Below are 23,234 nucleotides of genomic sequence, written 5' to 3' on the forward strand. Positions count from 1 at the left end.
TGGGTGCTCGAGCGCTGCTGAGCGCCTGGACGAGTTCGTTGGCCGTTGCGCGCGCGGGGTCGGGCAGGTGCTTAGACAGCGGGGCTCTCACGAAGTCACCAGCACGCTGGTTCGATGCGCCATAAGTGTGAAACTAGAGCCGGGCGCTTGGAGATGCAAGAGGCTCGCACATAAGACGTACTGAGTCGCTTCTTCGCTGCCCTGGTGCCGATCCGTCTTCCTCTAAGAAGCGTGTATAACCATACACGTACGGTTAGACGCCGACGAGAAATCAAGTGGACGCATCTGCGTCGGCGGCTTTGCCGCCGCCGAGCCCTTCGATGCTTCTATGAGCCTGAAGGAAGAATGCTCCGGTGCTCCGCACGTCGAAAGTTCGTTGCAGCAGGCCCGATGCTGTTCTAGGCTCAGCCCCAGTGACGAGAGCTTGCGCCCCGTGAAACAGCGAGGGCGCACCGGCGGCAACCGGTACGCCCTCGACGCGGTCAAAACACTAGAACTCAATCGAAAGAACCGCTGTGGTCCAGTCTATGGGCGACCCCAGCGGAGGACCAGCCACACCCTGGCACCAGTGGGAGTTCTCCCAGGCCGGCGAGCCGATCCTCTGCAACGCCCCTGAACATCTGCCTGATCTATCGTCCCTGTCATCGGTGCGCCGCTTCCGGTCGTCACCGAGAAGCCGGCACATACCCGTCGATGCATTCAGCGCGACTATGGGCGCTCCCGTGCGCCTGGAGTCCGGTCTGGAGCATGGTCTGCTCCTGCACTTGGACCGAGACCGGTCTGTCACGTGGCTGCTGCCCCAGCCAGCGTGTCTGCACTTCACGGATGCTGACGGCAAACGCCGCCGACACGTACCCGACCTGCTCTCCCTGGACCGAGATGGGAACGTCTGCCTGTGGGACGCCCGCCCTTCGCGGCGCCAAGACGAGCGCTTCCTCGAGGCCGCGCGCGCCACCCAAGCGTGCGCCCGTCTGCTGGGGTGGGACTACCGCATCCACACCGGCCACGGACCGGCCTACGAGGCCAACCTGAGGTGGCTCTCCGCCTTCCGGGCACCGAAGCCGTGGTACCGCGAAGCAGAGGAACGGTTGGCCCGGCTGCTCACGTCCGGCCCCCGCTGCGTCACGGCGGTCTTCAGTGTTGATGACGGGTCGGGGGAGCTGATCTCCGGGCTGTGGCACCACGTCTGGGCCGGTCGCGTCGCGGCAGACCTGGATTCACCGCTGAGTGGGGCGACCAGTGTGAGGTGGGTCGGATGAGAGCCCAGATGAGTGCCCGGATTCAGGCTGGGGACAGCATCCTCACCGAGCACGGGCCGGTCGAGGTGATCGCACCCCAGCCTTCCGGCCTGTTGGTCCGCGCTGCCGGCGGGCAAAAGACGCTGGTCTCTCACGCTGAGGTCATCCCGCGCCGGTTCCAGGACGGCAGGATCACCGGCGTCATCGCCTCGTTGCACCCGCTGTGGGAACAGCTGGATCAGGACGTGCGTGATGAGGCGCTGTTCAAGCTCGAGTGCGTGAACGAGGTGACCACCGGGTATCGCCGCGGTGTCGCCTCACTGGCGGTCGAGGGCGAACCCTTCTACCCGTTCGGACCGGGATGGAACGTGAGCCTGCGGGGCCGCTACCAGGCGATGGCGCGGGTGGTGAGCCTAGAGAAGGGTGCCGACCGGGTGCTGATGCGCCGCATCTACGACGGAGAGCTCCAGCGCCCCGAGATCGGGCTGCGCACGCTGCAGTCCTGGGGTGAGAACTTCGCCGAGCACGGTCTGCGGGGGTTGATCGATGGGCGGGCTCTGCGCAAGGTCCAGGACTTCAGCGTCCTCGATGTCCGGTACCGCCAGGCCGCCGATGAGGTCTTCGGGCAGTTCGACGGTGAGATCTCGGCAGTGAACCAGCAGGAGATCCAACGGCGCATCTACGCCCTGCTGCGACAGCGCGGCCAGGACGATGTGCAGGTGCCCGAACGGCTCGAGTCTGACTTCCTGCGCCACTACTACCGGCGTCTGGGCGAGGGGACCCGGGCGCATCGGTCCCGCAGTCTGCGCAAGATCGCCACGACGTCTAGTGCTGTGCTGCACCATCCGGGGTACTGCGCCTCGGATGTCACCCGGGCAGACAACCTCGTCATGGACGAGTACACCGGCAAACCGATCAGTGTGGAAGTCTGCACGATCATCAGCGTCCCCACCCGCGTGGTCGTGGCCCTGCGGGTCTTCCCCCGGTCGGTGACGTCCTTCGAGCTGGGTCTGATGCTCTACGACGCGATGCGCCCGTTCTCCATGGTCGCCGCCGAGGGGGCCATCGACGACTGGCGGTGGTGCGGGGTGCCCACCGGATTGGAGGTCAGCGCCCCGCAGCTGCCTCGGCACGTCAAAGAGGACGAGGGACCGCTGGGGGTGCACCACATCCCTGCGGTCACCCCGGTGGAGATGCACACCGACCACGGCAGCACCTTCGTCAGCGACCAGTTCAGGACCCTGCTCCAGCAGTTCGGCATCACTCTGTCCCTGACCCGGGGCGGCCGGCCTACGGACAACCCGCACATGGAGCGGTTCCACGAGACCCTCCAGCGGGCCTACCAGGCGCTGCCCGGCTACAAGGGACGCAACGTTTCCGAACGCGGCTCCATCGTCGGCGTCCAAGCCGATGAGCCGTTGCTGACCGCCCGCCAACTGGAGACCCACCTGCGGGCCTTCGTGGCAGTCGACTACCACCGCCGCCCCCATACCGGGCTGATCTGGCCCGGCGCCGAAGAGCAGGCCCTGACCCCGTTGGAGATGTTCGACGCGATGCTGGCGAGCACCGGGCGGCTGCACTACCCGCAGCACCCGGACCTGATCTACCAGTTCCTGCCGATCCGGTGGCTGACGATCCGTCACGCCGGCGTCGAGTACAAGAACATGGCCTACGACGCCGAGGCCCTCGACGAGTTCCGGGACTGCCGGGCTGGCGCGTTCCGCGACAAGGACGCCGCGGCCCCATTCCACTACGACCCCCGGGACACCACTCGGCTATGGTTCCGCCACCCCGAGACGGACCGAATCCACGAGATCCCCTGGCGTGGCCGTCACCTCTTGCACGCACCCATGGCCGACGTCGTCCGTGATCAGGCCCTGGCCCAGATCCGCCGCCGCGCAGGCCGGCGCCACTCCGCGAAGGTCTCGATGCTCGAGCTGATCGACGAGATCGGCCAGCTCTCCACCGCCCCCCGGGACGAGGCATGGGCGTCCAAGCTCTCGGCCGCACGCATGCGCTGGGGCCAGGGCCAACGCGACCACGACGAAGCCGCCGAAGCTCGAGGGTTGAACCAGGCACCGGTCGCCACGCCACGGGCCCCGCGGGCCGATCGCCAGCATCTGACAGCTCTGCCGGGTGGGCGAAACGACGAGGCCGCGCCGGCAGGGTTCGGGCTGGCAGATCTGGCCGAGCCGTGGCCTGACTACCCGGAGGCGCACGATGAACTCGCATGACTGGCACCACCAGGTGGTGACCTCGCAGCCGACCGCGCTCAGCCCGGTCACGGTCCGCCAGTTCGAGCGCCTGGACCAGCGGGACCAGGACGAGCACTGGACGGCGTTGAACCGGTGGATGGTCTCCCAGCCGATCGACTGCCCCCGCGTGAAGCAGATCAGCACCCGGCTGCAGGCCGAGGTGTTGCGCAACGAGTACGCCCCGCGCGGGGCTAAGACCGTCATCGGGCTCTCCGCGGCGAACGGGGTCGGCAAGTCCACGCTGATCAAACGCCTGGCCCACCAGCTCTACCGCGAGGTCGTGACCACCACCGATCCCACGACGTTGCCCACCCGCACCGTGGGCAACGGCGCCACCGTGGACTGGATCCCCCAGGTCTACATCACCCTGCGCGCGGCCTCGCGCATCCAGGAGGTCAACACCGCGCTGCTGTCGTTCCTGGGGTACCCGACGATCGGTCAGACGCGCGCCACCACCACGCGCGTGGTCGAGGCCATTCGCACCCACGGGGTGCGGCTGCTCATCCTGGATGACGTGCACATGCTCAAGACCACTCAGATGGATGCCCGCGACGTTCTGGACTACCTGAAGTACCTGAACACCGAGCTCGGAGAGCTCGGCGGGACGATGATCCTGGTCGGGGCGAACCTGGAGGACAGTGACGTTTACGCCGACGCGCAGATCGCCACCCGCCTGGCACCGCTGCAGCTGCAGCCGCATTCGATCACGCACATCAGCGACCGGGCCCGGTTCCAGGCGATGCTGCGCGGGGTCGAAGAGACCTTCATGGCCCACCTCGACACCGCCACCGCCGGCACCCTGACCAACGAGCTAGCCGGCGAGATCTGGCAGCGCACCCAGGGCTACCTCGGCGACATCCACCGGCTGATCACCACCGTGATCCTCGACGCCTTCGACGCCGGCGAGGACACCATCACCCGGGAGAGACTTCGCGCGGTGCCGCTGTCGGCACGGGCCACGGCCGCTGAGGCGTCACTACGCGAGGCAGCCCCCCAGCGCTCCCGACGGGCCGAGAACAAGCGCAAATCGAAGGCTGCCTCCATTCCACCGCCGAAGGCCCCGACGAAGAACGAGGCCGGCTCCACCACGCAGGACCCCACGACTCCGGGCCCGGGCGGTGAGGGATGAGCCGTCCTGTCCAGATTCCCCCGATGCCCGGGGAGTCGCTCACGGGCTATCTCCAGCGCTACCAGCAGGCGGGCCTGGCCCCCGTCCGGCTCACAGTGCCGGCCAGTTTCGACAACGCCTCGGCCCCGGCCGCGGTCATCACCCAGGTCCATGCGGCCACGGGTCTGAGCGAGGATCAGATCACCGGCATGACGATGCATCGGTGGGTTCCCTCGATTCGCGGGTACCGGGTGCAGCGCCGCCACGGCTGGAAACTGCACCCCCACCGGTGGTGGATCTGCCCGCAGTGCACCGTGAGGACCGGGTACCAGAGCCTGCGCTGGCGCCTGGCCCTGCAGCCGGTCTGCCTACGGTGCCGCACCTACCTGGTCGACCCCGACAACGCGCAGATCCCGCAGCCCGTCCCCGAGGCCACCGTCGAGCTCGTGCAGGGTCTCGACCGGATCCTCGACGACGCACTGTCCGGGCGCAGGTCAGCTCGGCAGCGCCTGTCCACACTCCGTCAGGCCTGCCAGCATCTGGCCCGACAGCAGGATGCACCCACCCCGGTCGCCCTCGACCCAGCGTTGACCTCCTGGGGGGCATACCCCTGCGCCGACCCCGTGAAGGTGGCGCACCTGCTGACCCTCGCCAGCGCGTCCATCACCCGTGTGACAGCACGGAACCGGCCAGACTCCCGGGCCATGGACCCGGCAGCGCCTGGGCAGAGCGCCTCTGGGGCCACCGTGACTTCCCTGTCGCGTGCCCGTCTGCGCGCGACCGTCACCACCCTGACCGACTGGTCGCAGTCCACCGGGCTCTGCGCCCGCCACGTTCCCACCATCGCCCAGCCGAGCCTGCACACTGGTGGCGGCCGACCCTCCCTGGTCGCTCAGGCGGGGACAGCGCTGGCCCTGCACCTGCTCCTGGACGAGGCCACCGGGGTCCCCGCCTCCGCAGCGGCGGCCCGCTCTGCCCACGGGCTCACCGGTGAACCCCTCGACCATCGACTGCTCCACCGTGTGATCACACGAGACGGCCTCGACGACGACCAGCAACACCATGTCCTCCAGGCCGCGGAAGAGCTCATCGCCGGTGGGCTGGCCGAGTACCAGCTGCGCCGCGCGGTCTTCCGAACTCAACCCCACCTGCCCAGACTGTTGGTCCCGGACCACTGGATCCCTGCCGTCGAGGAGTTCTCCGCCACGACGATGACCCGCGCCTGGATCTGGCTGCACGTCGCCGGCGGACACCCCCAACTCGGGCCCGTCCCCAGCGTCCGCCTCGACGAGATCGACGACTTCAACCATCACCTGGACCCGGAGACCCGTCTGCACCTTCACGAAGCCGCTGCCGCTCAGATCGACGGTCCCGACCTCGTGGGCCTCCTCACGGGCTCGGCCACCGGCCACGAGCGGACGCGCCAGGTCAGCCCGAGGAGGTATGCCGGATGATCACCCCGCTGCCGGTCCGCGTCATACCCGGGGCTGAAGAAGCCATGGACTCGTACATCGAACGTGTGGCCGCCGCCAACGCCCTGGCCATCGGCCCGTTCACCCACCACCTGAAACGACTCTCCGGGGCCACCCTCCGATTCCTGAACGCAGCCCCCGCACCCGCACTCGTGGAGACCCTGGCCATCCTCACCCAGACGCCCCCGCCTGCTCTGCGCCAGCTGACACTGTCCCGGTACGAAGTGATGCCCACGATCGAGAACACCCACCGCTACGGCGCACGAGCGGCCAGCGCGAAGGGCTGGTTCTCCCTCATCCGCACCCAGGCATGTCCGGCCTGCGTGGGTGAAGGCCAGCCATGGGCGAGCCGCTGGCGCCTGCCTTGGGTGGTCGCCTGTCTGCGGCACTCCTGTCTGCTGGTGACCCGGTGCTCCGGCTGCCGGATCAAGCTGCGCTCGACCCGGTTGCAGGGGTTGCGGGCCTCCGGGTTCAGCACCTTGTGCGGCAATCCGCGTGCACCCGGACGGGTGCCCCAGTGCGAACACGATCTCGGTACCGCGACCCGGGTGCCAGCCGGCGCCGCGACCCTGAATCAGCAACAGGCAGTGCTCGAAGCTCTCCGCGGAGAGGTCGTCCTCTGCCACGGCGAACCCGTCCCCGGCGCCGAATATCTGCGCCGGATGCGGTCCATCGCGGTGCTCCTGATCCACATCGCGGCCATCAGCCCCGCCTCAGGCCTCCCCGGATGGGCCCTGCAGGTGCGGGTCGAGGCGCGCGCACGCACCAAGGAGCGCGGCCCGCGGTGGGGTGTGAGCGCCCCGGACTGCCCCGAGCTGCGTGCGGAGGTATTCCTCATCGCCCACCAGATCCTCGCCGGCTCAGTGGGAGTGGGTAGAGGGGCTCTGAACGCCTGGCTCGACCTCGTGCCGCCCAGCAACGAAGGCAGCCGTGCATGGGCGAAAGACCACACCACCACCCCCGATGCCATCAGCTACCTCATCGGCTGAGACGCAGGAGACGAGGAGAGATGTCGAAGTCATCGAAGCGCAAGAGGCGTGCGGGCAAGGAGGACCGCGGCGAGCGCCGGGCGTTAGCCAGTGGCCGGCCAAGCGGGGCGCCCGCAGGAGGCCGGGAACAGCCCCCTGACCGGATGAGCCTGTCGAACTTATTGGGCTCTCGGCCTGGATGGGCTCTGTCGGAAGTGTTCCTGGAGTTCGTCGGCGAAGAACTCTGGTGCTATGAGCCGAGCCGCCCGACGGCCGGCATCCTCGCCCCGGATTCCACCGGCACGACCGTCAGCTGGAATACCTACGACTCTCGGGGCGGCCTCCTTGTAGAACCGCCGAGCTGGGACGGCGGGCTATCCCGCCATGAACGTCTCTACGAAACCCTCCGAGCGCTCGAACTCGATCTGCCTGCGATCGAGGGGTGGAGAGCGGATGCGACCGGCCCACCCCCGGGCGCCCAGTACGGGGCCCCATATTGAGCAAGGGGATGCGAGGGGCTTCCCGCGTCCTGGCTGCCTCGTCGCTTACGCTGCACGTACCGCTCAGAAGGGCTCACTCGTCGGCGTGCTGCGTCATGAAGTGGTACTGCCATTGTGGGAGAGCCCAGCGGCCCTCGTCGCTCGGAACTCCGGCAGAGCCCTTCTCGTCCGTCAGCAGGCATCGGATCGCAGGGAAGTAGACCTCGTCAGGTGTCTCCAGACGCACGCGCACTACGGCCACACTGAAGGCGTGGTGGTCGACTTCTAGGAGCTCATAGCTTTGGAGCTCATGACCGTCGTATTCACGGCGCAGATCGACGGGGCGGACCTGTGCGGACCGTAGAACCACCTGGTCTGACATCTCCTTGTAGTTCTGGCGCCGCCACGCCTGGAGAAACTCTGAAACCAGCTGGACGGCAGGATGCGACGGGAATGCCGGGTCCTGGGTGCCCAGGATCTGGGGGATGAACGTCTCCATCTCCCTGCGGTCCCGCGCAGTGCGTCCCACCTGACGGAGAACTTCCATGAGCGTGGGCGCAGCCGGCTTCGCCAACTCCTTCGCCTCGGCATCCTTGGAGGCAGCCCAGTCGGCGACGGCGAAAAGGCGGTTCCAAGCCTTCGTGGCGACCACCGCGTTGTTGTAGTTCGTCAGGGCTCCATGCACGATGCCATGCCGGTGGAGCTCGGTGACCGGTTCATCGTTCCGCTTCTTGAAGCTCCTCTTGAAGGAGTGGTGCGCCGCGGACAGGCCCTGGTGGTGTCCCACCACGCTGTCCCATGCCTGTAGATCCCCGCCCTCAAGAGCGTGGAGCCCCTGCGGGTGCTGTGGATTGAGGTCGTTGACGAAGCCATCCATGACACTCAGGAGGACATGCACAACGGCGTAATAGCGTCCGGCCTGCTGGTCTGCCAACGCGAGCTCCAGCAAGTGCATGCGAGCGCGAAGAGGTGCGTGCCGGTTAAGCCTGAGCATCATCCACTGAAGGTGGTCTTCCTGGTTGTACCAGGTGACCAAGGCGGCTTCTGCGGCCTGGGGATTACCTGCATGGGCATCCATCAGTGACCTCATCGCGTCCACATTGAGGCTGTCATGGAAGATCCAGTGCTCCGGCCCGAACAGCGTGTAGAAGTCATCGACTGTCTGGGTGAGGGCCTCGAGGCCACGCTGGACCTCGCGCATCTGCTCTCGAGTACCCCTGGGGACCAGCGGGCCGAGGCGCGCGAAGGCGCGCAGCTGGTTCTTCATCTTGGTGATCGACGGAAAGTCTGCAGCAGATTCGTATGCCATGGTTCCCTTTCTGGGCCGGGAGAATGCCGAGCGTGGGGCGGTGGACCGAGCTGGCTCGGGCCGTTCCGGCTCTCTGGACGCTCTTAACAGCCTCGTGTAGACATCGTCACACGAGCGGTTCGAGTGGGAACGGAGCGGGGACCATGACGATGGCAACGGCGGTGCATGAGAAGACGGGTCGCGTTGTTGCAGCTCAGGACATCTGGGCAAGAGGCGACCAGGAGTGGCAGGCAGCCCTCGGTGAGCTGTTCATATGCGGGGAGGCTGACTGCGGGATGCCTGTCTCGCTGGTCAGCCAGTCGATCAACGGGCACTCGCCTCACTTCCGAGTTCGGGGCGAGCACACGGAACAGTGTCCGAAGCGAGGAGAGGCTGGCTCTCGAGGGGGCAGCGAGGTCGACGCCGTCCAGCCGCGGCGGGATAACCCCGGGGGCGCGTTGAAGATCAGCCCCGAGACGCCGCCTGCGAGCGGAAGCGGCGGCAGAGGTGGTGAAGCGACGCCGGGGACGACTGCGTATGCCGGGGAGGGTGCCGACCCCTCGGGCAAGTCGGGGGTCGAAGAACTCGATCAGTCCACCCATGGCATCGGCGCGATGCTGACCGATCTCTTGCGCGATCCGACTCACGCGGCCCCGGACCGGTGGCTGGAGTTGCCCGAGCGCGAGCGGGTCCGCTGGGGAGACGTCGTGTGGGCCAGTACAGATCTGGACCCGGACGATCAGGCGCGCATGGGCAAGCACATGATCGTGTGGGGCCCTGTTCAGTCGGTGGTGCGGGGCAAGGAGGTCTTCCTTAACTTCTTCGATAGACGCGGTGCCGTCATCCTCGACGAGGAATGCCAGGCTGCCGTGCAGCAGCGGGTTGAGCAGCTCGGGATTGACTGGGCGGAGGGCTGGGTCGACGGATGGGGTGTGATCGTCTACGGGGTCACCCGTCCGTTGAAGAACGGTACGCGCGTGAGCATCCGACCCGAGGACCCGCGATGGGTGGCAGTACGGCGGATCCCGGGTTCTAGTCGCCCCTGAACAGTGGCATACGGACTGTCCAGGTGTGCTGCACGCCGTCGGACACTACATTGCACACGTGAGGTCGCAGAGGAGGACTTGTGCAGTCCTCCTCGCGTGTCCTGTGCAATCTTCCCTGCATCTCGACAGGAAACTAGATTTGGAGTAATCTTGCTCGGATATCAGACAATTGTCTCGGCTTCGGCTGACCGCGATAATATGAACGTCATCATTGAGGTGATACAGGAGTGGTTGATTCGGCGTAAGAAATTCTCGGGTCTTCCTCTTGCGGGTAGCAGTGCGGCTTCCTCCGACGGGGCACTTCTAGAGGCCGCTGAAACCTTAGACTCCGAGCGAAATGTCAGCGGATATAGACTGTCGCTAACGGAGCAGTGGGACCCGCCCCGGTGGTATCGCAACCAGGAGACATCCCGAACAGGTGTGACCCGTATCAGCATCGTGTTCGGCCAGGAGAGACTCTGGTTTTGGACAGACGTTGAGCCGCCAATTCTCGACTATGTCGATAGCGCTGGGGTTCATCACTCGGAGCCGCAGCCAAGTGGGACGCCCGCGTTCGTCTCCGATCTCCTTAATCGCGTTGATCTTGTAGATGGAATTGAGACCCCATCTTCCCATATTCAGCTCATTGCCTCAGAGAGTCACGTAGACCATCTCGAACAGGTGCTGCGGGATGACTCCCGGCGCGGTGTTGTCTATGTGACGACCCCGCCCGAAGGGGTGAGTGACAGCGCCTGGCTCACGAAAGTCGAGAAAATTCTCGGCCCATTTGAAGGTATGGCATTTGCGTTCATGCTGACGGGGGGCGCGCGGGTAGAATTTAACTCCCGCGTGGCCGATGGTCACCGGATCCCAGCAGGGTCGATTCGAACCGTACTGCCTGGCGCCGGCCTGAGTGATCCGAATGATTCGTTTAGACATCGGCTCATTCATTCCTCAACTATCGAGAAGAGTACCCACCGCCGACTTCAGCGCATCGTTAGGCGTCGGCAGGTTGAACATCTTCGGAACACCCCTCTTCCGGAAGTGCTGAGGGACGCAGACTATTCTTTCCTTAGGGAAAAGAGCGCTCGTGCATTCCATGCGGTCCGGGGCGATGTGTCAGCGAGGGCATCGAGCTCTTCGGACTCGCCGTCTATTGCTACGCAGGCTCTGGCGGATGCAGAAGAGCTTCTCAATATCGCCCTCGATGAGAATGAGAAGCTGAGGGAGGAAGCCGAGTTTGAGCGTGTCAACGCCGGTCTTCTGCGTCTAGAGAATGATGAGATGCTAAGAGCTACTCATCTTCTGCGTACTGAAGAGGAGCGCTTACGTCGCGAGATCGATTACCTGAAGCAGAGTCTCATTAATGCAGGTGGTGCTGAACTCGCGCATTCGTTTGTTGACGTTGCAGATGAGGTATTCTATCCTTCGACTTTTGCCCAGTTGATGGACTCCTTTGATCGCCTGTCTGGTGTCAAATTCTTTGGAGACCGGGGAATTGCGGAAGAGCTGGATGAATATTCTGACCTGGGCGATTCTGCCATCCAAAAGGCATGGGATTCTCTTCTTACTTTCGAGGCATACGTCAAGGCGCGGAGGGAGGGGGACTTTTCTGGATCGCTGAGTCACTACGTTAAGAATGCGCAGCATGGGCTCTTGATGCGCGCGGTCGGTATTAAATGGGGTGAGGGTCAGACTGTGCGAGAGAATGGGAAGATGAAGGGTCAGCGGACCGTCTACGGTTTGCCCCGCGAAGTTTCTGCGGACGGAAGCAAATTGATGGTGGCCCATGTTGCGCTTGCAACTGGCCGTGCCGGTTCTCCTCGCATGTATTTCGACGACACTTTCAGCGCGTGCGGATTTGTTGCGGTGGGGTATATTGGTCCTCACCTTGATAATACCCTCACGAATTAGCTTGTTCTGTTCGATATTTTCGTGAATGTCGAGTAAATGGTGCTGCCCTCGAGAGGATTGTGGTTCCCCCACTTGAACTTTCCGCTTGGAGCCGGTGCGATCGAGGCGCAGCGCTCGGGCCACCCGCGGCTGGTGATGCGCCGGGGCTACTGAGGGGTCAGCGGGCCCTCATCGCCTCCCGTAGCACTCCGTGCCCCGCCGCGTTCGGGTGCACGCCGTCGTCGATCAGTTCGCCCCGGTCCTCCAGCACGGGCCACAGGTCGACGACGTCGCGGTGCGTCTCCGTGCCCCAAGCCAGCAGCGCGTCCCGGTAGGCCGCCACGACTCCGCGCTCCACGAGCAGCCCGAACTCGCGGGCGGCGCGCTCCTCGTCCGTCCAGATCGGCCCGAGCACCACGGGCCGCGCGCCCGTCTCCTCCAGCTCCCTGCACAGCCCCTCCATGATCACCACGAGCTCGGCCGGCGTCCGCCGCGCACCACCCACCCCGGCGAGGTCGTTGATGCCGGCCGAGATGAGGACGGTGTCCGCGCGGCGCCAGGCCAGCTCGGTGGGGGCGTGCTCGGCGACCTCCGTGAGCGTCGCCCCGGGCAGCGCGAGTGCGAACAGGCGGTGGCGCGCCTCGTCCTCCGCGAGGTGGTGCCGGGCCAGGCGGGCGGCCCAGCCGCCGTCGGGATCGGTGCGGCCGTAGGCGATGCTGTCCCCGACCACGCCGATCCGCTCCGCCGCCGCGAGCGGATCCGCGGCCACGTACGCCCACGCCGCGGTGCCGTCCGCCAGGCGCACGCGACGCCGCACGTAGGCGTCCACCTCGTACTCGTCCGCCCGGGCAAGCTGCTCCGGCGTCAGTGCCAGAACCCCGCCCGCCACCGACGCGCCCTCGCGCCGGCGCAGCCCCCGGTGCACGGCCAGGCCGCTGATCTCGAGGACGTGCGGGTCGGTGATCGGCACGTCCACGACGTCGTGCCCGGCCAGTTCCGCCGTCTGGGACGGCACGGGGCCGCCGAACACGGCGGCCTGCACGGGGGCGTCCAGGAGGGTGCCGAAGGAGAAGAGGAGCGCGGGAGAGGCGGGGGTCATGGGGCGAGGGTAGACGTACGCGGGCCGCCTGTCCTGTGCCTCACTTCCAACGCCGCGCGGCATCCCCGTACGCGGCCACGTCCCGTTCGACGGTCGCCCCGTCCAGCGTGAGCGGCGGCGGCACGGTGTTCAGCGTGCCCGCGGCGGACCGCACCGTCACGTGCGGCACGCCCAGCTCCGCCACCGGCTCCTCCGGCGGGGCCGGGAGCCAGAGCAGCGTCCGGGCCGCGCCCAGGAGGCTCGCCCGCACGACGCCGGCCCGCCCCTCCGCCAGCAGGCGCACCACCCCGGCCGCCAGGGCGTACCCGGTCGCGTGGTCGAGCGCCTGCACGGGCAGGGCGCCGGGCGTGGCGCCGTCGTCCGGGGAGCAGGCCAGCGCGACGCCCGAGGCGGCCTGCACGATCGAGTCGAAGCCCGCCCTCTGCGCCCACGGGCCGCGCTCGCCCCAGGCCGAGAGGGACCCGACCACCAGGTGCGGGTGCCGCTGCGCGAGCGCGTCTGGACCCAGGCCGAAGCGGTCCAGGGACCCGGGCCGGTAGCCCAGCAGGACGACGTCGGCCCCCGCCAGCAGCGCCTCCAGCTCGGTGCGGTGCTCGGCCAGGTCCGCGGTGGCGGACCGCTTGCCCATCCCGTTCGAGAGGAACTGGGCGTCGATCTCGGGCCGCGCCGGCGGGTCGATGCGCAGCACGTCCGCACCGAGGCACGCCATGAGCTGCGAGCCGGCCGGCCCGGCGATCACGCGGGTCAGGTCCAGGACGCGCACGCCGTCCAGGGGCAGTGCCCCGCCGGAGAGCGGAGCGCGCTCGCGGCCGGCGTCCACCGAGACCCACGGCTCGCCGCTCGTCGCCACGCCCTGCGGGTGCGCGGCCCACTGCGTGGCGCGGCGGACGGCCACGGCGATCCCGCCGGCGTCGTGCACCGCCTCCTCCACGTCCAGCGCGGTTCGCCCCGCCACGGCCCGCTCCAGCGACGCGCGGTCCGTGGCCCCGAGCGCGCGGCCGAGGGCGGCCGCGTGGTGCGGATAGTTCGCGTGGGTGCGCACCCAGCCGTCCACCGCGCGGACGAAGCCGGACATCGGGGCCCAGGACGCCACGGGCTCGCCGACCACCCGCAGGTGCTCGATGGCGGCGAAGGAGGCGGCGACGAGCTCCGGCGACGTGCCGACCCGCCATCCCTGCCCCCGCGCGTCGACCAGCGCCTGGACCGCGTCCCGGGCGTCACTGACGGCGGTCCAGGCCAGCCGTTCGACGTCCAGCGGGCCCGCCCACCAGCGGCGGGGGGAGGGGACGGGGGCGGAGACGCGCGGCATGCGGCGAGCGTAGTGGGGAGGTACGGTCGAGCGACGGCCTCGCCCGTGCCGTGTTCAGGCCTTCCGCGCCTCCACCCCCATCAGTCGGTCTGTGGCCTCGACGAACGGCGTGCGGTGCCAGTCGCCGGAGATCCGCTCGACGGTCAGCCCCACCGCGTCCAGGTCGGCGCGCACCTGCGCTGCCGAGCGGAACTGCAGGCGCTGCTCCGCCTCGACGAGGGCGCCGTCGGCCAGGAATACGGTCCGTGACCTCATGAGCACCACGCCGTCCGCGTCCGGCGCGGTCACGGTCTCGGTTTCGAGGAGGCGACCGGCCGGCGTCGTGCGCTCGGTGGGGCCGTGGCTCCAGTCCTCCCATGCGCGCAGCACCGGGTTGCGGGTCTCGAACACGAGACGTCCGCCGGGAACCAGGCCGGTGGCGACGCGCCGCAGGGTGGCGTGCCAGACGTCGCCGATCAGGTGCATGGCAACGTTCCCGCTCATCACCACCAGGTCCGCCGACGCCGGCTCGATCAGCTCCGCCGTGCCCTGCCGCCACATCACCGCGTTCCCGCCGGGGCGGGCGCGCGCCACGGCCAGCATGGCCTCGGCCGGGTCGATCCCGACGACGGCGCGCCCCTCGCCCGCGAACGTCACGGTCAGCGACCCGGTCCCGCAGCCGAGGTCCACGATGCGCCGCGCGCGGGACTCGTCGGCGACCTGCCGGAAGTAGGCGTGGTCCTCGCCGGGCGGATTGTCGTGGTCGTAGAGGGCGGCGAGGCGGGCGTCGTCGTAGGTGGCCCCGTTGGGGTCGGAGGGGGTCATCCGGGGAGGATAGCCCGGCGCGGAGGCCGGACCAGTCGCACCCGGCCCAGGAGCGTGGTACCGACCTCCCTCAGCTCCGGCTCCTCCTGCCGGTAGAGGTCGGCGAGGGTTCGGTTCGCTGCGGTGACCAGGATGGGTGCCCCTGCAGCGTCCGCGGCGTTGCGCAACGCGGGTGCGAGCGCCTCCCGCAGCCCACGGCCGTCGCCCTTCGCAGAACGTGTCGCGACGTGGTCGGAGAGCTCCCATCCCTGGCTGGTGGACCTGATCGTCAGGAAGGCGGTGCGACCGTCGGTGGTGTAGACGAGGTGACCGTGCCACCCGCGGCAAAGCAGGAGTCTGTGGAGGAAGAGAACAGCCCACAGGAGGGCCGAGAGGGCCAGCACCGCTCCTGCCGCGGCGGCGAGGACGTCCTGGAGTGGGAGGAGGGAGGTCGCCGCGGTGAGGACCGGCCGGGCCGCCTCCATGAGACGACGCAGCAGCAGTGATCCGTGGACGACGTCCGGCAGGCGGCTCATGCTGGCCCGCGTGTAGACGAGGGCATCCCGCAGGGTGGTCGCGCGGGGCAGGGGCAGGTAGGGACAGGCGGGGCGCTGGGACATGGAGGCCTCCTCGGGTCGATTCGGTGAGAGGCGGTTCTGGCCTCTCACTGGTTAAAAGGCCGATGTCGAAGCCACATGTCCCTCCGGTGGGCGGAATTCGTCCGAGCGCTTCCGATGTGGGGGGTGCGAGGTGGACGTGACGGCCTGCTTTACGTCGGCATGGCCGAGCGGCGCCTGCGCGGTCGAGGCCTGTGGACGCTCTTCAACGTGGCCAGCTCGACCGCCTCGGTCGAATCCCAGAGCCGCTTGGAGTGGATGAGCTCGGCCTTGTAGAGGCCGTTCACGGTCTCGGCTAGGGCGTTGTCGTAGGAGTCGCCCACGGTGCCCACCGAGGCGCTCACCCCCGTCGTGATGAGCGCATCCGAGTAGGCCAAGCTGACGTACTGGGCGCCTCGGTCCGAGTGGTGGATCAGGCCTTGGCGGCCACGGCTTGCACCCGTGCTCAGGAGAGCATGTTCAAGGGCCAGCAGCGGCAGCCCCTGGGTATGCAGGCTGGCTGACACGGCCCACCCCACGATCCGGCGAGTGAAGACGTCGGTGATGAACGCGACGTAGCAAAACCCGGTGATCGTGCGGACGTAGGTGATGTCAGCGACCCACAGCCGGTGAGGACGCTCAGCGGCGAATCGGCGCTCGACGAGATCAGGACGCGCATCCGGTTCACCTGCCGGCCGCGTGGTGATCGGCTTGCGGCCACGGCGAACTCCCTGCAGGACCGCGGCGCGCATGAGGCGGGCGACCTGGTCCCGGCCGATCTCCCACCCGGCGCGGGCCAAGGCGTGGTGCATCTTCCGGACCCCGTAGACGCTGTAGTTCTCCGCGTGGATCCGCTCGAGCTCCTCGATGAGGAGCTCGTCTCGTAGAGCCCGCGCGGAGGTGGGCCATGTCTTCGCCGCACGGTAGGCCCGGGAGGTGATGAACCCACACTCTGTCGCACCAAGGGTGCGGCAGATGGCCTCGACCCCGAACTGATCGCGGTGTTCGTCGATGAACCGGATCATCTCGTCGTGGGGCGGTCGTGCTCCGCTGCGAAAAAAGCTGAAGCCTTGCGTAGGATCTCGTTCGCGCGGCGCAGCTCGAGGTTCTCCCGGCGCAACCGGCGCATCTCTTCAAACTCGTCAGTGCTCACACCGGGGGTCTCGCCTCGGTCGACGCGGCTTTGCTTCCACCAGTTCCGCAGGGTGTGGGGTGAGATCCCGCCGAGGGCTTCGCCCACGGCCGCGCAGGCGGCCCAACCGGAGCACTGCTCGGCGCGGATGCGCTCCTCGATGAGCTGCAAGGCCTTCGCCTTGAACTCGGGGCTGTACTTCTGGGGTATGGTCCGATCCTCCTTGTGGAAGTAGGTCGGAACGAAACCCAGGGCGCTTGACCGGAGCGGCGTACCGCGTTTGAGGCGAAGGGGTGAATCGCATGTCAGGTCTGGGCCGTAGGTCTGCGGGCCCCGTCACCAGGGAGGACGGCACCCGCCTGCATGTCCTCGATTCCGGCGGCAGCGGGCCCGCGCTCCTCCTCCTGCATGGCCTGGCCGGATACGCGAGGGAGTGGGCGCAGGTCGCCGAGCGGCTGGCCGCGGCCTGCCGGGTCGTCGCGTTCGACCAGCGGGGTCACGGCTCCAGCACCCGGCGCCCCGCGGACCTGAGCCGCACGGCCCACGTGGGCGACGTCGTCGCCGTGGCCGATGCGCTGGGCCTGCAGCGGTTCACCCTGGTGGGCCAGTCCATGGGCGCGCACACCGCCCTGCTCGCCGCGGCCGCCCATCCGGCGCGTGTGGGGCGGCTCGTGCTGATCGAGGGCGGCGTCGGCGGGGAGGGGCCCGAAGCCACCGCCGGCGTCATCGACTGGTTTCGCGCCTGGCCCATCCCCTTCGCCACCGTGGACGACGCCGTCTCCCACCTTGGCGGCGGACCTGCCGCCCGGGTGTGGGCCGAGGGGCTCGAGGAGACGGACGCCGGCGGGGTGCCACGCTTCGACGTCGACGTGCTGGAGGCCGCCCTGCGGCCCGTCCACGAGCGGCCCCGGTGGGAGGAATGGGGGCAGATCGCCGCGCCAACCCTGCTGATCACCGGGGAGAACGGGAACGTGCCCGCCGGAGAGCTGGACGAGATGCGGCGGCGGCGCCCGGATGTGCGGCACGGCAGGTGCCCGGCGCGGGGCACGACGTGCACCTGGACGCGCCGGAGCGGGTGGCTGAGCTCGTGCGGGGGTTCGCGGCCTGATTGATCTGGGGCAGGATCACCCCATGGACCACAAGCAGATCCTCCACGACGGGCTGCGCCGCCAGCGTGCGGCCCTCCTGCACAAGCTCGAGGGCCTCAGCGAGCGTGACGCCCGCCTGCCGCGCACCCCCACCGGCACCAACCTGCTGGGACTGGTCAAGCACGCCGCCGTCATCGAGCTGGAGTACTTCGGCGAGACGTTCGGCCGTCCCGCGGAGGTGCTGCTGCCCTGGGTGGCGGCGGGGCAGCAGGAGGAGGACAACGTGGACATGTTCGCCGCGGAGGGGGAGTCCCTCGAGGACGTCCTCGAGTTCGCCCGCCGCTGCTTCGTCCACGCGGACGCGACCATCACGGCCCTCGGCGCCGACGCCCCCGGGCGGGTGGCGTGGTGGCCCGACGACAAGGCGGAGGTCACGCTCGCGCAGATCATCGCGCACGTCGCCCTGGACGAGGCCCGGCACGCCGGCCACGCGGACATCCTGCGGGAGCAGATCGACGGGCAGGCTGGCCTGCGCTCCCCGGGGAACAACCTGCCCCCGTGGGACGCCGACCGCTGGGCCGCCCACGTGGGCCGTCTGACCGCCATCGCGGAGGGGAGCGGCGGGCCGGGCCGGAACTGAAGGCACATGCCTCCCGTGCCCGACCTGCCCGCCTGCCTCGAGTGCGAGCCGCTGACCCGCGCCGTCGTCACCGGCTACGCCGCGAAGGTGACCGCCGAGGCGCTCGCGGCCCTCGGCGTCGACCTCGCCGACGTCATGGACCCGTGGAAGCCGGCCGTGGAGGCGGGGGAGGAGCCGACGTCGTGGGCAGTGCGCCGACGCCTGCAGGAGGCCGGGGCGCACGGGCTCATCGACCCGTCTCGCACGGCCCCCGGGCTGTGGCACCTCACCCTGGTCCGGTGGAACGAGGACGGCGCACCCCGGGTGACCCGTAGGCCCGCCCCCTCAGCCCCGGTCGCTCGCGAGCGTCGCGTAGACGAGGGTGTCCGTCCACTCGCCCTTGCTCCACCAGTCCTGCCGGTGGTGAGCCTTCCGGCGCAGACCGACGGCCTCGGCCAGCTGGGCGGACGCGGTGTTGCGGGCGTCCATCTGCGCCACCACCCGGTGGAGGTCGTATGTCTCGAACGCCAGGGTCAGCAGCGCGGCCGCGGCCTCCCGTGCGAACCCCTGCCCGGCGTGCTCGGGGTGCAGGGCCCAGCCGATCTGCGCGACGCCGCGCTCGCGGTCCGTCAGCCAGAGGATCACGTCCCCCACCGGCACGCCGCGGTGCTCGACCACCAGGGACACCGCCCCGGATGGGCCGGCGAGGCCGTCCCACGCGATGCGCTTCGCCAGCTTCTGCCGGGCGGTCGTCTCGTCCCACGGCTCGTCCAGCAGGTGGCGCACCACCTCCGGCCGGGCGTACATGTCCCGGAGCCAGCCGAGGTCATCCTCCCGATGCGGGCGCAACGTGAGGCGCTCAGTTCGCAGCGGCCAATCGGGGGCCGGGCCGACCGCCGCCGCGCCCTCCCCGTGCTCCACCTGGGGCGGGACGTCGACCTCGGCGGGGACCGGCGTCGTCGTGCCGGTCTCCCAGTCCTGCCGCAGGACCGCGTACGCCACGGACGCGAGCGGCTCGCCGCCCTCCACGGGCCACCCCCGCCGGTAGTGCGCCTCCTTGACCCAGCCGGCCCGGCGGAAGGTGCGCAGCATGGGGACGTTGTCCTCGCGGGTCTGCCCCTCGAAGCGGCCCACCGCTGGCATCGTCTCGAACACGAGTCGGGTGAGCGCAGTGAGGATCGGCGCGCCGAGCCCGCGCCCGCGGAAGCGCTCGGTCACGCGCAGGTCGAACAGGGGGGTGGGGTCCGTCAGCTCATCCAGGCGCACCACCCCGACGCGCCCGTGCTCGGGATGCTCGATCCAGAGGGTGCGGTGGTCCTCGTCCTCCCAGGCGCCGCCGTCGAGGGCCTCCTCCGCCTCCGACCGGGTAATGCGCGGGCGCATGTGGAACGGCCAGACGTTCTCGGTGAGCAGGGCGACGAGCGCGTCCCGGTCGGCGCCCGCCGGGTCGAGCGGGGTGAAGGTGACGTCCATGGGGCCGAGCGTAGGGGAGGAGACGTCACCGCCGCCCGCTACCGTGACCCCATGGCCACGCCCCTCCTCGACCTCGCCGCGCGCCGCGGCGTCGCCTTCCCGCTGCGCACCGAGCGGCTTACCCTGACGCCGTTCACTGCCGCCGACGCCCCCGCCGTCTGGGACTTCTGCCGCCTCGAGGAGGTCTGGACATGGACCTCCGGGCGGGCCGGCTCGGCCGCCGAGCTGCGGGAGCAGTACCTCGCCGCCGGGGACCGGCTCACGGTGCGGGACGGCGCGGGCGACGTCGTCGGCGTCGGGAAGCTGACCGTGCAGGACGCGTGGAGCCAGGGCGGCCCCCACCCCGACGCCCGGGACGCCCAGGCCGAGCTCGGCTGGACGGTCGCCCCGGAGCACGCGGGCCGGGGCTACGCCACGGAGATCGGCCGGGCCCTGCTGGACCTCGCGTTCAGGGGCCTAGGCGTGCGGCGCGTGGAGGCGGGGGCCTTCGCGGACAACGCCCCCAGCCTGCGCGTCATGGCGAAGATCGGCCTGCGCCACGAGGGCACGTTCCTGGGCGAGTCCCTGCACCTCACCCGCGGCTGGATCGACGGGGTCACGTTCGCGCTGCTCGCCTCGGAGTACGAGGGCGGCGCGGCGGCGGGTCGGGCCTGATTCGGCGTGCGGTCTCAGGCCTGGCGCAGCCGGGCCGTGGGCAGGGGCAGCCGCACCGTGGCGGTGAGGTCCAGGGACTTCGCGACGGCGGCCGAGTCCAGCGCCGGAGCCACCACCACCGCGTCCCGCGTGACCTCCAGGATGCGCACGCACAGGGGCTCGTCGCCGTCGGCGTCCAGGATCCAGTCCTCGGCGAGGAGGCGCAGGCCGATCTCGTCCAGGACGGCCTCGGCCTCCTCAAGGCCGCCCGGCTCGCCCCTGCGCCGGCGCAGCAGGTCGTACGGGACGAACGCGCCGTCGTCGGTCATCTCGATGTACCCCACGTGCTCGCGGTCCTCCGCGCGGAGGTGGTCGAAGTCGGTCATGCGGTCAGCGTAGCCCCGGCGCCGCGCCAGGCTCCCGGCGTCCTGGCCGGCCACGACGGCGTCCCACAGAGCCCGCAGAGCGGGGGCGTCCGCGCCCTCACCCCTGCGCCGCGGCGTCCGCGAGGTCGTTGAGCTCGTAGGAGCCCGTGCCGTCGATGCTCTCCCGGATGAGGTCCGCGTGGCCCACGTGGCGGGCGACCTCGGCGGTCACGTGCAGCAGCGCCCACCGGGCCTCCCACGTCTTCAGGTCCGCCGGGAACCACGGTGCGTCCGGCACGGGCACGGGGGCCGAGAGGTCCGCCACGGCCGCCAGGTTCTGCCGGGCCACCTCCACGCACCGGTCGAAGCGCTCCAGCACCTGGGCCAGCGGGCGCCCGTCCGCCACCAGCTCGTCGAGGCTGTGGTCCTCGTTCACGTCCTCCGGGAGCACCGGCTCCCCGGGGGCGGAGGCGGCCGCCGCGGTCCAGTAGACGGCCACCTCCCCGGTGTGCAGGAGCAGGCCGGTGAGGTTGAGGGCGGAGGCGGACGGGACGCTGTGGGCCTGCTCGTCGGTCAACCCGTGCACCGTGGTGCGCATCTGGGCCAGCTGCTGCAGGGCGTAGGTGGTCAGCACGGCGAGCTCGCCGTGCGCCTGGGGGGTCAGGAAGCCCATGGTGTTCTCCTTCGTCGGTGGTCCACGGGGGGCCAGGGTCGGGCCGGCAGGGCCGCCGGGCCCGTCTCGACGCCGGAGGTCCCCGGCGTCGAGACGAGCGTCCACCCCGATGCGGACAGATCCTGTCCTCGACATCCGGCACCATGGGGGCCATGACCGACCCCACCTCCCGGGCCCTGCGCCTGCTGGGCCTGCTCGAGGCCCGGGCCGTCTGGACCGGCGCCGAGCTGGCCGAGCGCCTCGGCGTCACCTCGCGGACCCTGCGTCGCGACGTGGACCGGCTCCGCACCCTCGGCTACATCGTCGAGGCCGATCCCGGCCCCGGCGGCGGCTACGCCCTCGGCCGGGGGCAGGTGGTGCCCCCGCTTCTGCTGGACGAGGACCAGGCGGTGGCCGTCACCCTCGCCCTGACGCGCGCGGCCCACGCGGGGGACGGCGTCGCCGCGGAGTCGGCGCTGCGCGCCCTCGCCACCCTGGACGCCCTCATGCCCGCGGACCTGCGGCACCGCCTCGAGGGGCTGCGCGCCGCGTCCACGGTCGGCGCCGGGGACGGCCCGCCGGTCGGCCCCGAGCTGCTCGCCTGCGCCGACGCGGTGCGCCGGCGCGTGCGCCTCACCTTCGGCTACCGGGACCGGCGTGGGGCCCGCACCGAGCGCCGCGTGGAGCCGCACCGGCTCGTCGCCCGGGCCCGAGCCTGGCTCCTGGTGGCCCACGACCTGGACCGGGACGACTGGCGGACCTTCCGCGTGGACCGGATCGTGGACCCCGCCGTCGGCACCTGGGCCTTCACTCCGCGGCCGGACCTCGCCGAGGCCCTGGCCCGGCTCGACGAGCCGACCCCGCCGGAGGCCTGGCGGCATCGCGTGAGCGTCCGCGTGCACGCGCCGCTCGAGTCCGTGCGGGCGTCCCTGCCCGCCACGGCCGGCCGGCTGACCGCCCTCGACGCGCGGACGACCGCGTTCGAGACCGGCGCGGACGACCCGGCCGAGGCCGCCCGGTGGCTGGCGTTGCTGGGCCACGAGTTCGAGGTGCTCGGGGACGAGCCGGTGCGCGCCGCCGTCGCGGCCCTGGCCGACCGGCTGCACCGGTCCACCGTCCAGGTGCTGCGCGGGTAGCGTCCACCCCATGGCCTTCGAGGTGCACCCCTGACCCTGGACCGCTTCGACGACTTCGCGGACGTGGTCAACCCGAACCGCCGGTCGACGCACTGCTGGTGCCTCTCCCACCGGCTCTCGGCGCCGCAGATGCGCGAGCTCGGTGAGACCCGTGAGGACGCGATGCGCGCGCTCGCGGCCCGGGACGTCGCCCCGGGCGTCGTCGGCTACGCGGACGGCGAGCCAGTGGCGTGGTGCAGCATCAGCCCGCGCACGCAGATCCCGCGGCTCGAGGCCTCACAGCTGATGCCCCGCACCGACGACGTCGACGTGTGGAGCGTCATCTGCGTCGTCGTCCGGGCCGGGCACCGGCGCCAGGGGCACACCACGCGCCTGCTCGAGGCCGCGGTCGCTTTCGCCCGCGAGCACGCCGCTCCGGCCGTCGAGGCGCACCCCGTGGACAATCGGCCCGACGGCGGCGGGGCGGCTCCCGGCACCGACGCGCCCGACCGCATCGACACCACGATGGCGTTCGCCGGCACGTGGTCGATGTTCGACCGCGCCGGCTTCGAGGTCGTGGGGGAGACCGCTGCGAAGGGCTCCGGCCGGCCGCGGCTGGTGATGCGCCGGGACTGCTGACGGGC

The 23,234-nt window shown here is 69.8% G+C and carries 22 protein-coding genes and 1 other annotated feature; of the genes, 12 read left to right on the forward strand and 10 right to left on the reverse strand.

Translation table 11 applies throughout. The annotated features are described in order from the left end of the window. Window positions 1-527: 527 nt before the first annotated feature. The 5 genes from MHY29_RS12420 to MHY29_RS01015 are packed head-to-tail and all read left to right on the forward strand — an operon-like array spanning window position 528 to window position 7,062. Window positions 528-1,259, forward strand: a complete 732-nt coding sequence (locus MHY29_RS12420) for a TnsA-like heteromeric transposase endonuclease subunit (protein WP_370643414.1) — start codon at window positions 528-530, stop codon at window positions 1,257-1,259. Window positions 1,260-1,267: 8 nt separating this feature from the next. Beyond that, complete coding sequence (locus MHY29_RS01000) at window positions 1,268-3,472, forward strand: hypothetical protein (protein ID WP_239237957.1); 2,205 nt, start codon at window positions 1,268-1,270, stop codon at window positions 3,470-3,472. Beyond that, a complete protein-coding gene (locus tag MHY29_RS01005; RefSeq protein WP_239237958.1) occupies window positions 3,459-4,622 on the forward strand; it encodes a TniB family NTP-binding protein in 1,164 nt (387 codons plus the stop codon). Before MHY29_RS01000 ends, MHY29_RS01005 begins: the two co-directional genes overlap by 14 nt. After that, window positions 4,619-6,055, forward strand: a complete 1,437-nt coding sequence (locus MHY29_RS01010) for a TniQ family protein (protein ID WP_255718388.1) — start codon at window positions 4,619-4,621, stop codon at window positions 6,053-6,055. The genes MHY29_RS01005 and MHY29_RS01010 overlap by 4 nt, the downstream gene beginning before the upstream one ends. Then, on the forward strand, window positions 6,052-7,062 hold the full coding sequence (locus tag MHY29_RS01015) for a TniQ family protein (protein WP_239237960.1): 1,011 nt from the start codon (window positions 6,052-6,054) through the stop codon (window positions 7,060-7,062). Before MHY29_RS01010 ends, MHY29_RS01015 begins: the two co-directional genes overlap by 4 nt. A 552-nt stretch (window positions 7,063-7,614) precedes the next feature. On the opposite strand, the gene MHY29_RS01020 is transcribed toward MHY29_RS01015, so the two are convergent. Next, window positions 7,615-8,829: a hypothetical protein gene (locus tag MHY29_RS01020; protein ID WP_239237961.1), complete on the reverse strand. Its 1,215-nt coding sequence runs from the start codon at window positions 8,827-8,829 to the stop codon at window positions 7,615-7,617. Window positions 8,830-8,972: 143 nt separating this feature from the next. On the opposite strand from MHY29_RS01020, the gene MHY29_RS01025 reads away from it, so the two are divergent. Beyond that, on the forward strand, window positions 8,973-9,854 hold the full coding sequence (locus MHY29_RS01025) for a hypothetical protein (protein WP_239237962.1): 882 nt from the start codon (window positions 8,973-8,975) through the stop codon (window positions 9,852-9,854). Between the two features lie 420 nt (window positions 9,855-10,274). Then, the gene (locus tag MHY29_RS01030) at window positions 10,275-11,747 is read left to right on the forward strand and encodes a hypothetical protein (RefSeq protein ID WP_239237963.1); all 1,473 of its coding nucleotides are present in this window, start codon (window positions 10,275-10,277) and stop codon (window positions 11,745-11,747) included. Window positions 11,748-11,904: 157 nt separating this feature from the next. On the opposite strand, the gene MHY29_RS01035 is transcribed toward MHY29_RS01030, so the two are convergent. The 6 genes from MHY29_RS01035 to MHY29_RS01060 all read right to left on the reverse strand — a co-directional run bounded on the left by MHY29_RS01035 (window position 11,905) and on the right by MHY29_RS01060 (window position 16,954). Next, complete coding sequence (locus MHY29_RS01035) at window positions 11,905-12,825, reverse strand: GDSL-type esterase/lipase family protein (RefSeq protein ID WP_239237964.1); 921 nt, start codon at window positions 12,823-12,825, stop codon at window positions 11,905-11,907. A gap of 40 nt (window positions 12,826-12,865) precedes the next feature. Beyond that, on the reverse strand, window positions 12,866-14,134 hold the full coding sequence (locus MHY29_RS01040) for a CoA transferase (protein WP_239237965.1): 1,269 nt from the start codon (window positions 14,132-14,134) through the stop codon (window positions 12,866-12,868). Window positions 14,135-14,188: 54 nt separating this feature from the next. Then, window positions 14,189-14,938, reverse strand: coding sequence for a bifunctional 2-polyprenyl-6-hydroxyphenol methylase/3-demethylubiquinol 3-O-methyltransferase UbiG (locus tag MHY29_RS01045; protein ID WP_239237966.1), 750 nt, complete (start codon window positions 14,936-14,938; stop codon window positions 14,189-14,191). Beyond that, entirely contained in the window at window positions 14,935-15,537 is a 603-nt protein-coding gene (locus tag MHY29_RS01050) for a hypothetical protein (protein WP_239237967.1), read from the reverse strand. Before MHY29_RS01050 ends, MHY29_RS01045 begins: the two co-directional genes overlap by 4 nt. A gap of 149 nt (window positions 15,538-15,686) precedes the next feature. Next, window positions 15,687-16,538 (reverse strand): IS3 family transposase, encoded by an 852-nt coding sequence (locus MHY29_RS01055; RefSeq protein ID WP_239237968.1) that lies wholly within the window; start codon window positions 16,536-16,538, stop codon window positions 15,687-15,689. Then, window positions 16,476-16,577 (reverse strand) — a sequence feature (AL1L pseudoknot). It overlaps the preceding gene by 63 nt. Beyond that, window positions 16,535-16,954 (reverse strand): transposase, encoded by a 420-nt coding sequence (locus MHY29_RS01060; protein ID WP_370643417.1) that lies wholly within the window; start codon window positions 16,952-16,954, stop codon window positions 16,535-16,537. Its footprint overlaps the feature before it by 43 nt. The genes MHY29_RS01055 and MHY29_RS01060 overlap by 4 nt, the downstream gene beginning before the upstream one ends. Here MHY29_RS01060 and MHY29_RS01065 point away from each other — a divergent pair. Next, window positions 16,948-17,757 (forward strand): alpha/beta fold hydrolase, encoded by an 810-nt coding sequence (locus MHY29_RS01065; RefSeq protein WP_239237970.1) that lies wholly within the window; start codon window positions 16,948-16,950, stop codon window positions 17,755-17,757. The genes MHY29_RS01060 and MHY29_RS01065 overlap by 7 nt on opposite strands. 19 nt (window positions 17,758-17,776) lie before the next feature. Then, the gene (locus MHY29_RS01070) at window positions 17,777-18,373 is read left to right on the forward strand and encodes a DinB family protein (RefSeq protein WP_239237971.1); all 597 of its coding nucleotides are present in this window, start codon (window positions 17,777-17,779) and stop codon (window positions 18,371-18,373) included. A 324-nt stretch (window positions 18,374-18,697) separates the two neighbouring features. Here MHY29_RS01070 and MHY29_RS01075 read toward each other — a convergent pair whose 3' ends face one another. Further along, window positions 18,698-19,825 carry a GNAT family N-acetyltransferase gene (locus tag MHY29_RS01075; protein ID WP_239237972.1) on the reverse strand — a complete coding sequence of 376 codons (1,128 nt, stop codon included), beginning with the start codon at window positions 19,823-19,825 and terminating at the stop codon, window positions 18,698-18,700. A 51-nt stretch (window positions 19,826-19,876) separates the two neighbouring features. Between MHY29_RS01075 and MHY29_RS01080 the strand changes: the two genes are divergently transcribed. Continuing rightward, on the forward strand, window positions 19,877-20,479 hold the full coding sequence (locus MHY29_RS01080; protein ID WP_239237973.1) for a GNAT family N-acetyltransferase: 603 nt from the start codon (window positions 19,877-19,879) through the stop codon (window positions 20,477-20,479). Between the two features lie 14 nt (window positions 20,480-20,493). On the opposite strand, the gene MHY29_RS01085 is transcribed toward MHY29_RS01080, so the two are convergent. Both MHY29_RS01085 and MHY29_RS01090 read right to left on the reverse strand, forming a co-directional pair. After that, complete coding sequence (locus MHY29_RS01085; RefSeq protein WP_224356013.1) at window positions 20,494-20,844, reverse strand: serine/threonine protein phosphatase; 351 nt, start codon at window positions 20,842-20,844, stop codon at window positions 20,494-20,496. Between the two features lie 97 nt (window positions 20,845-20,941). Beyond that, the gene (locus MHY29_RS01090) at window positions 20,942-21,496 is read right to left on the reverse strand and encodes a DUF664 domain-containing protein (RefSeq protein WP_224356015.1); all 555 of its coding nucleotides are present in this window, start codon (window positions 21,494-21,496) and stop codon (window positions 20,942-20,944) included. Between the two features lie 152 nt (window positions 21,497-21,648). Here MHY29_RS01090 and MHY29_RS01095 point away from each other — a divergent pair, with 152 nt between their 5' ends. Then, window positions 21,649-22,611 carry a YafY family protein gene (locus tag MHY29_RS01095; protein WP_239237974.1) on the forward strand — a complete coding sequence of 321 codons (963 nt, stop codon included), beginning with the start codon at window positions 21,649-21,651 and terminating at the stop codon, window positions 22,609-22,611. 63 nt (window positions 22,612-22,674) lie between these two features. After that, window positions 22,675-23,229 (forward strand): GNAT family N-acetyltransferase, encoded by a 555-nt coding sequence (locus MHY29_RS01100; protein WP_239237975.1) that lies wholly within the window; start codon window positions 22,675-22,677, stop codon window positions 23,227-23,229. Window positions 23,230-23,234: the final 5 nt, after the last annotated feature.

The sequence above is a fragment of the Micrococcus sp. ACRRV genome (assembly GCF_022346985.1).
In the GTDB taxonomy this organism is placed as follows: Bacteria; Actinomycetota; Actinomycetes; order Actinomycetales; family Micrococcaceae; genus Micrococcus; species Micrococcus porci.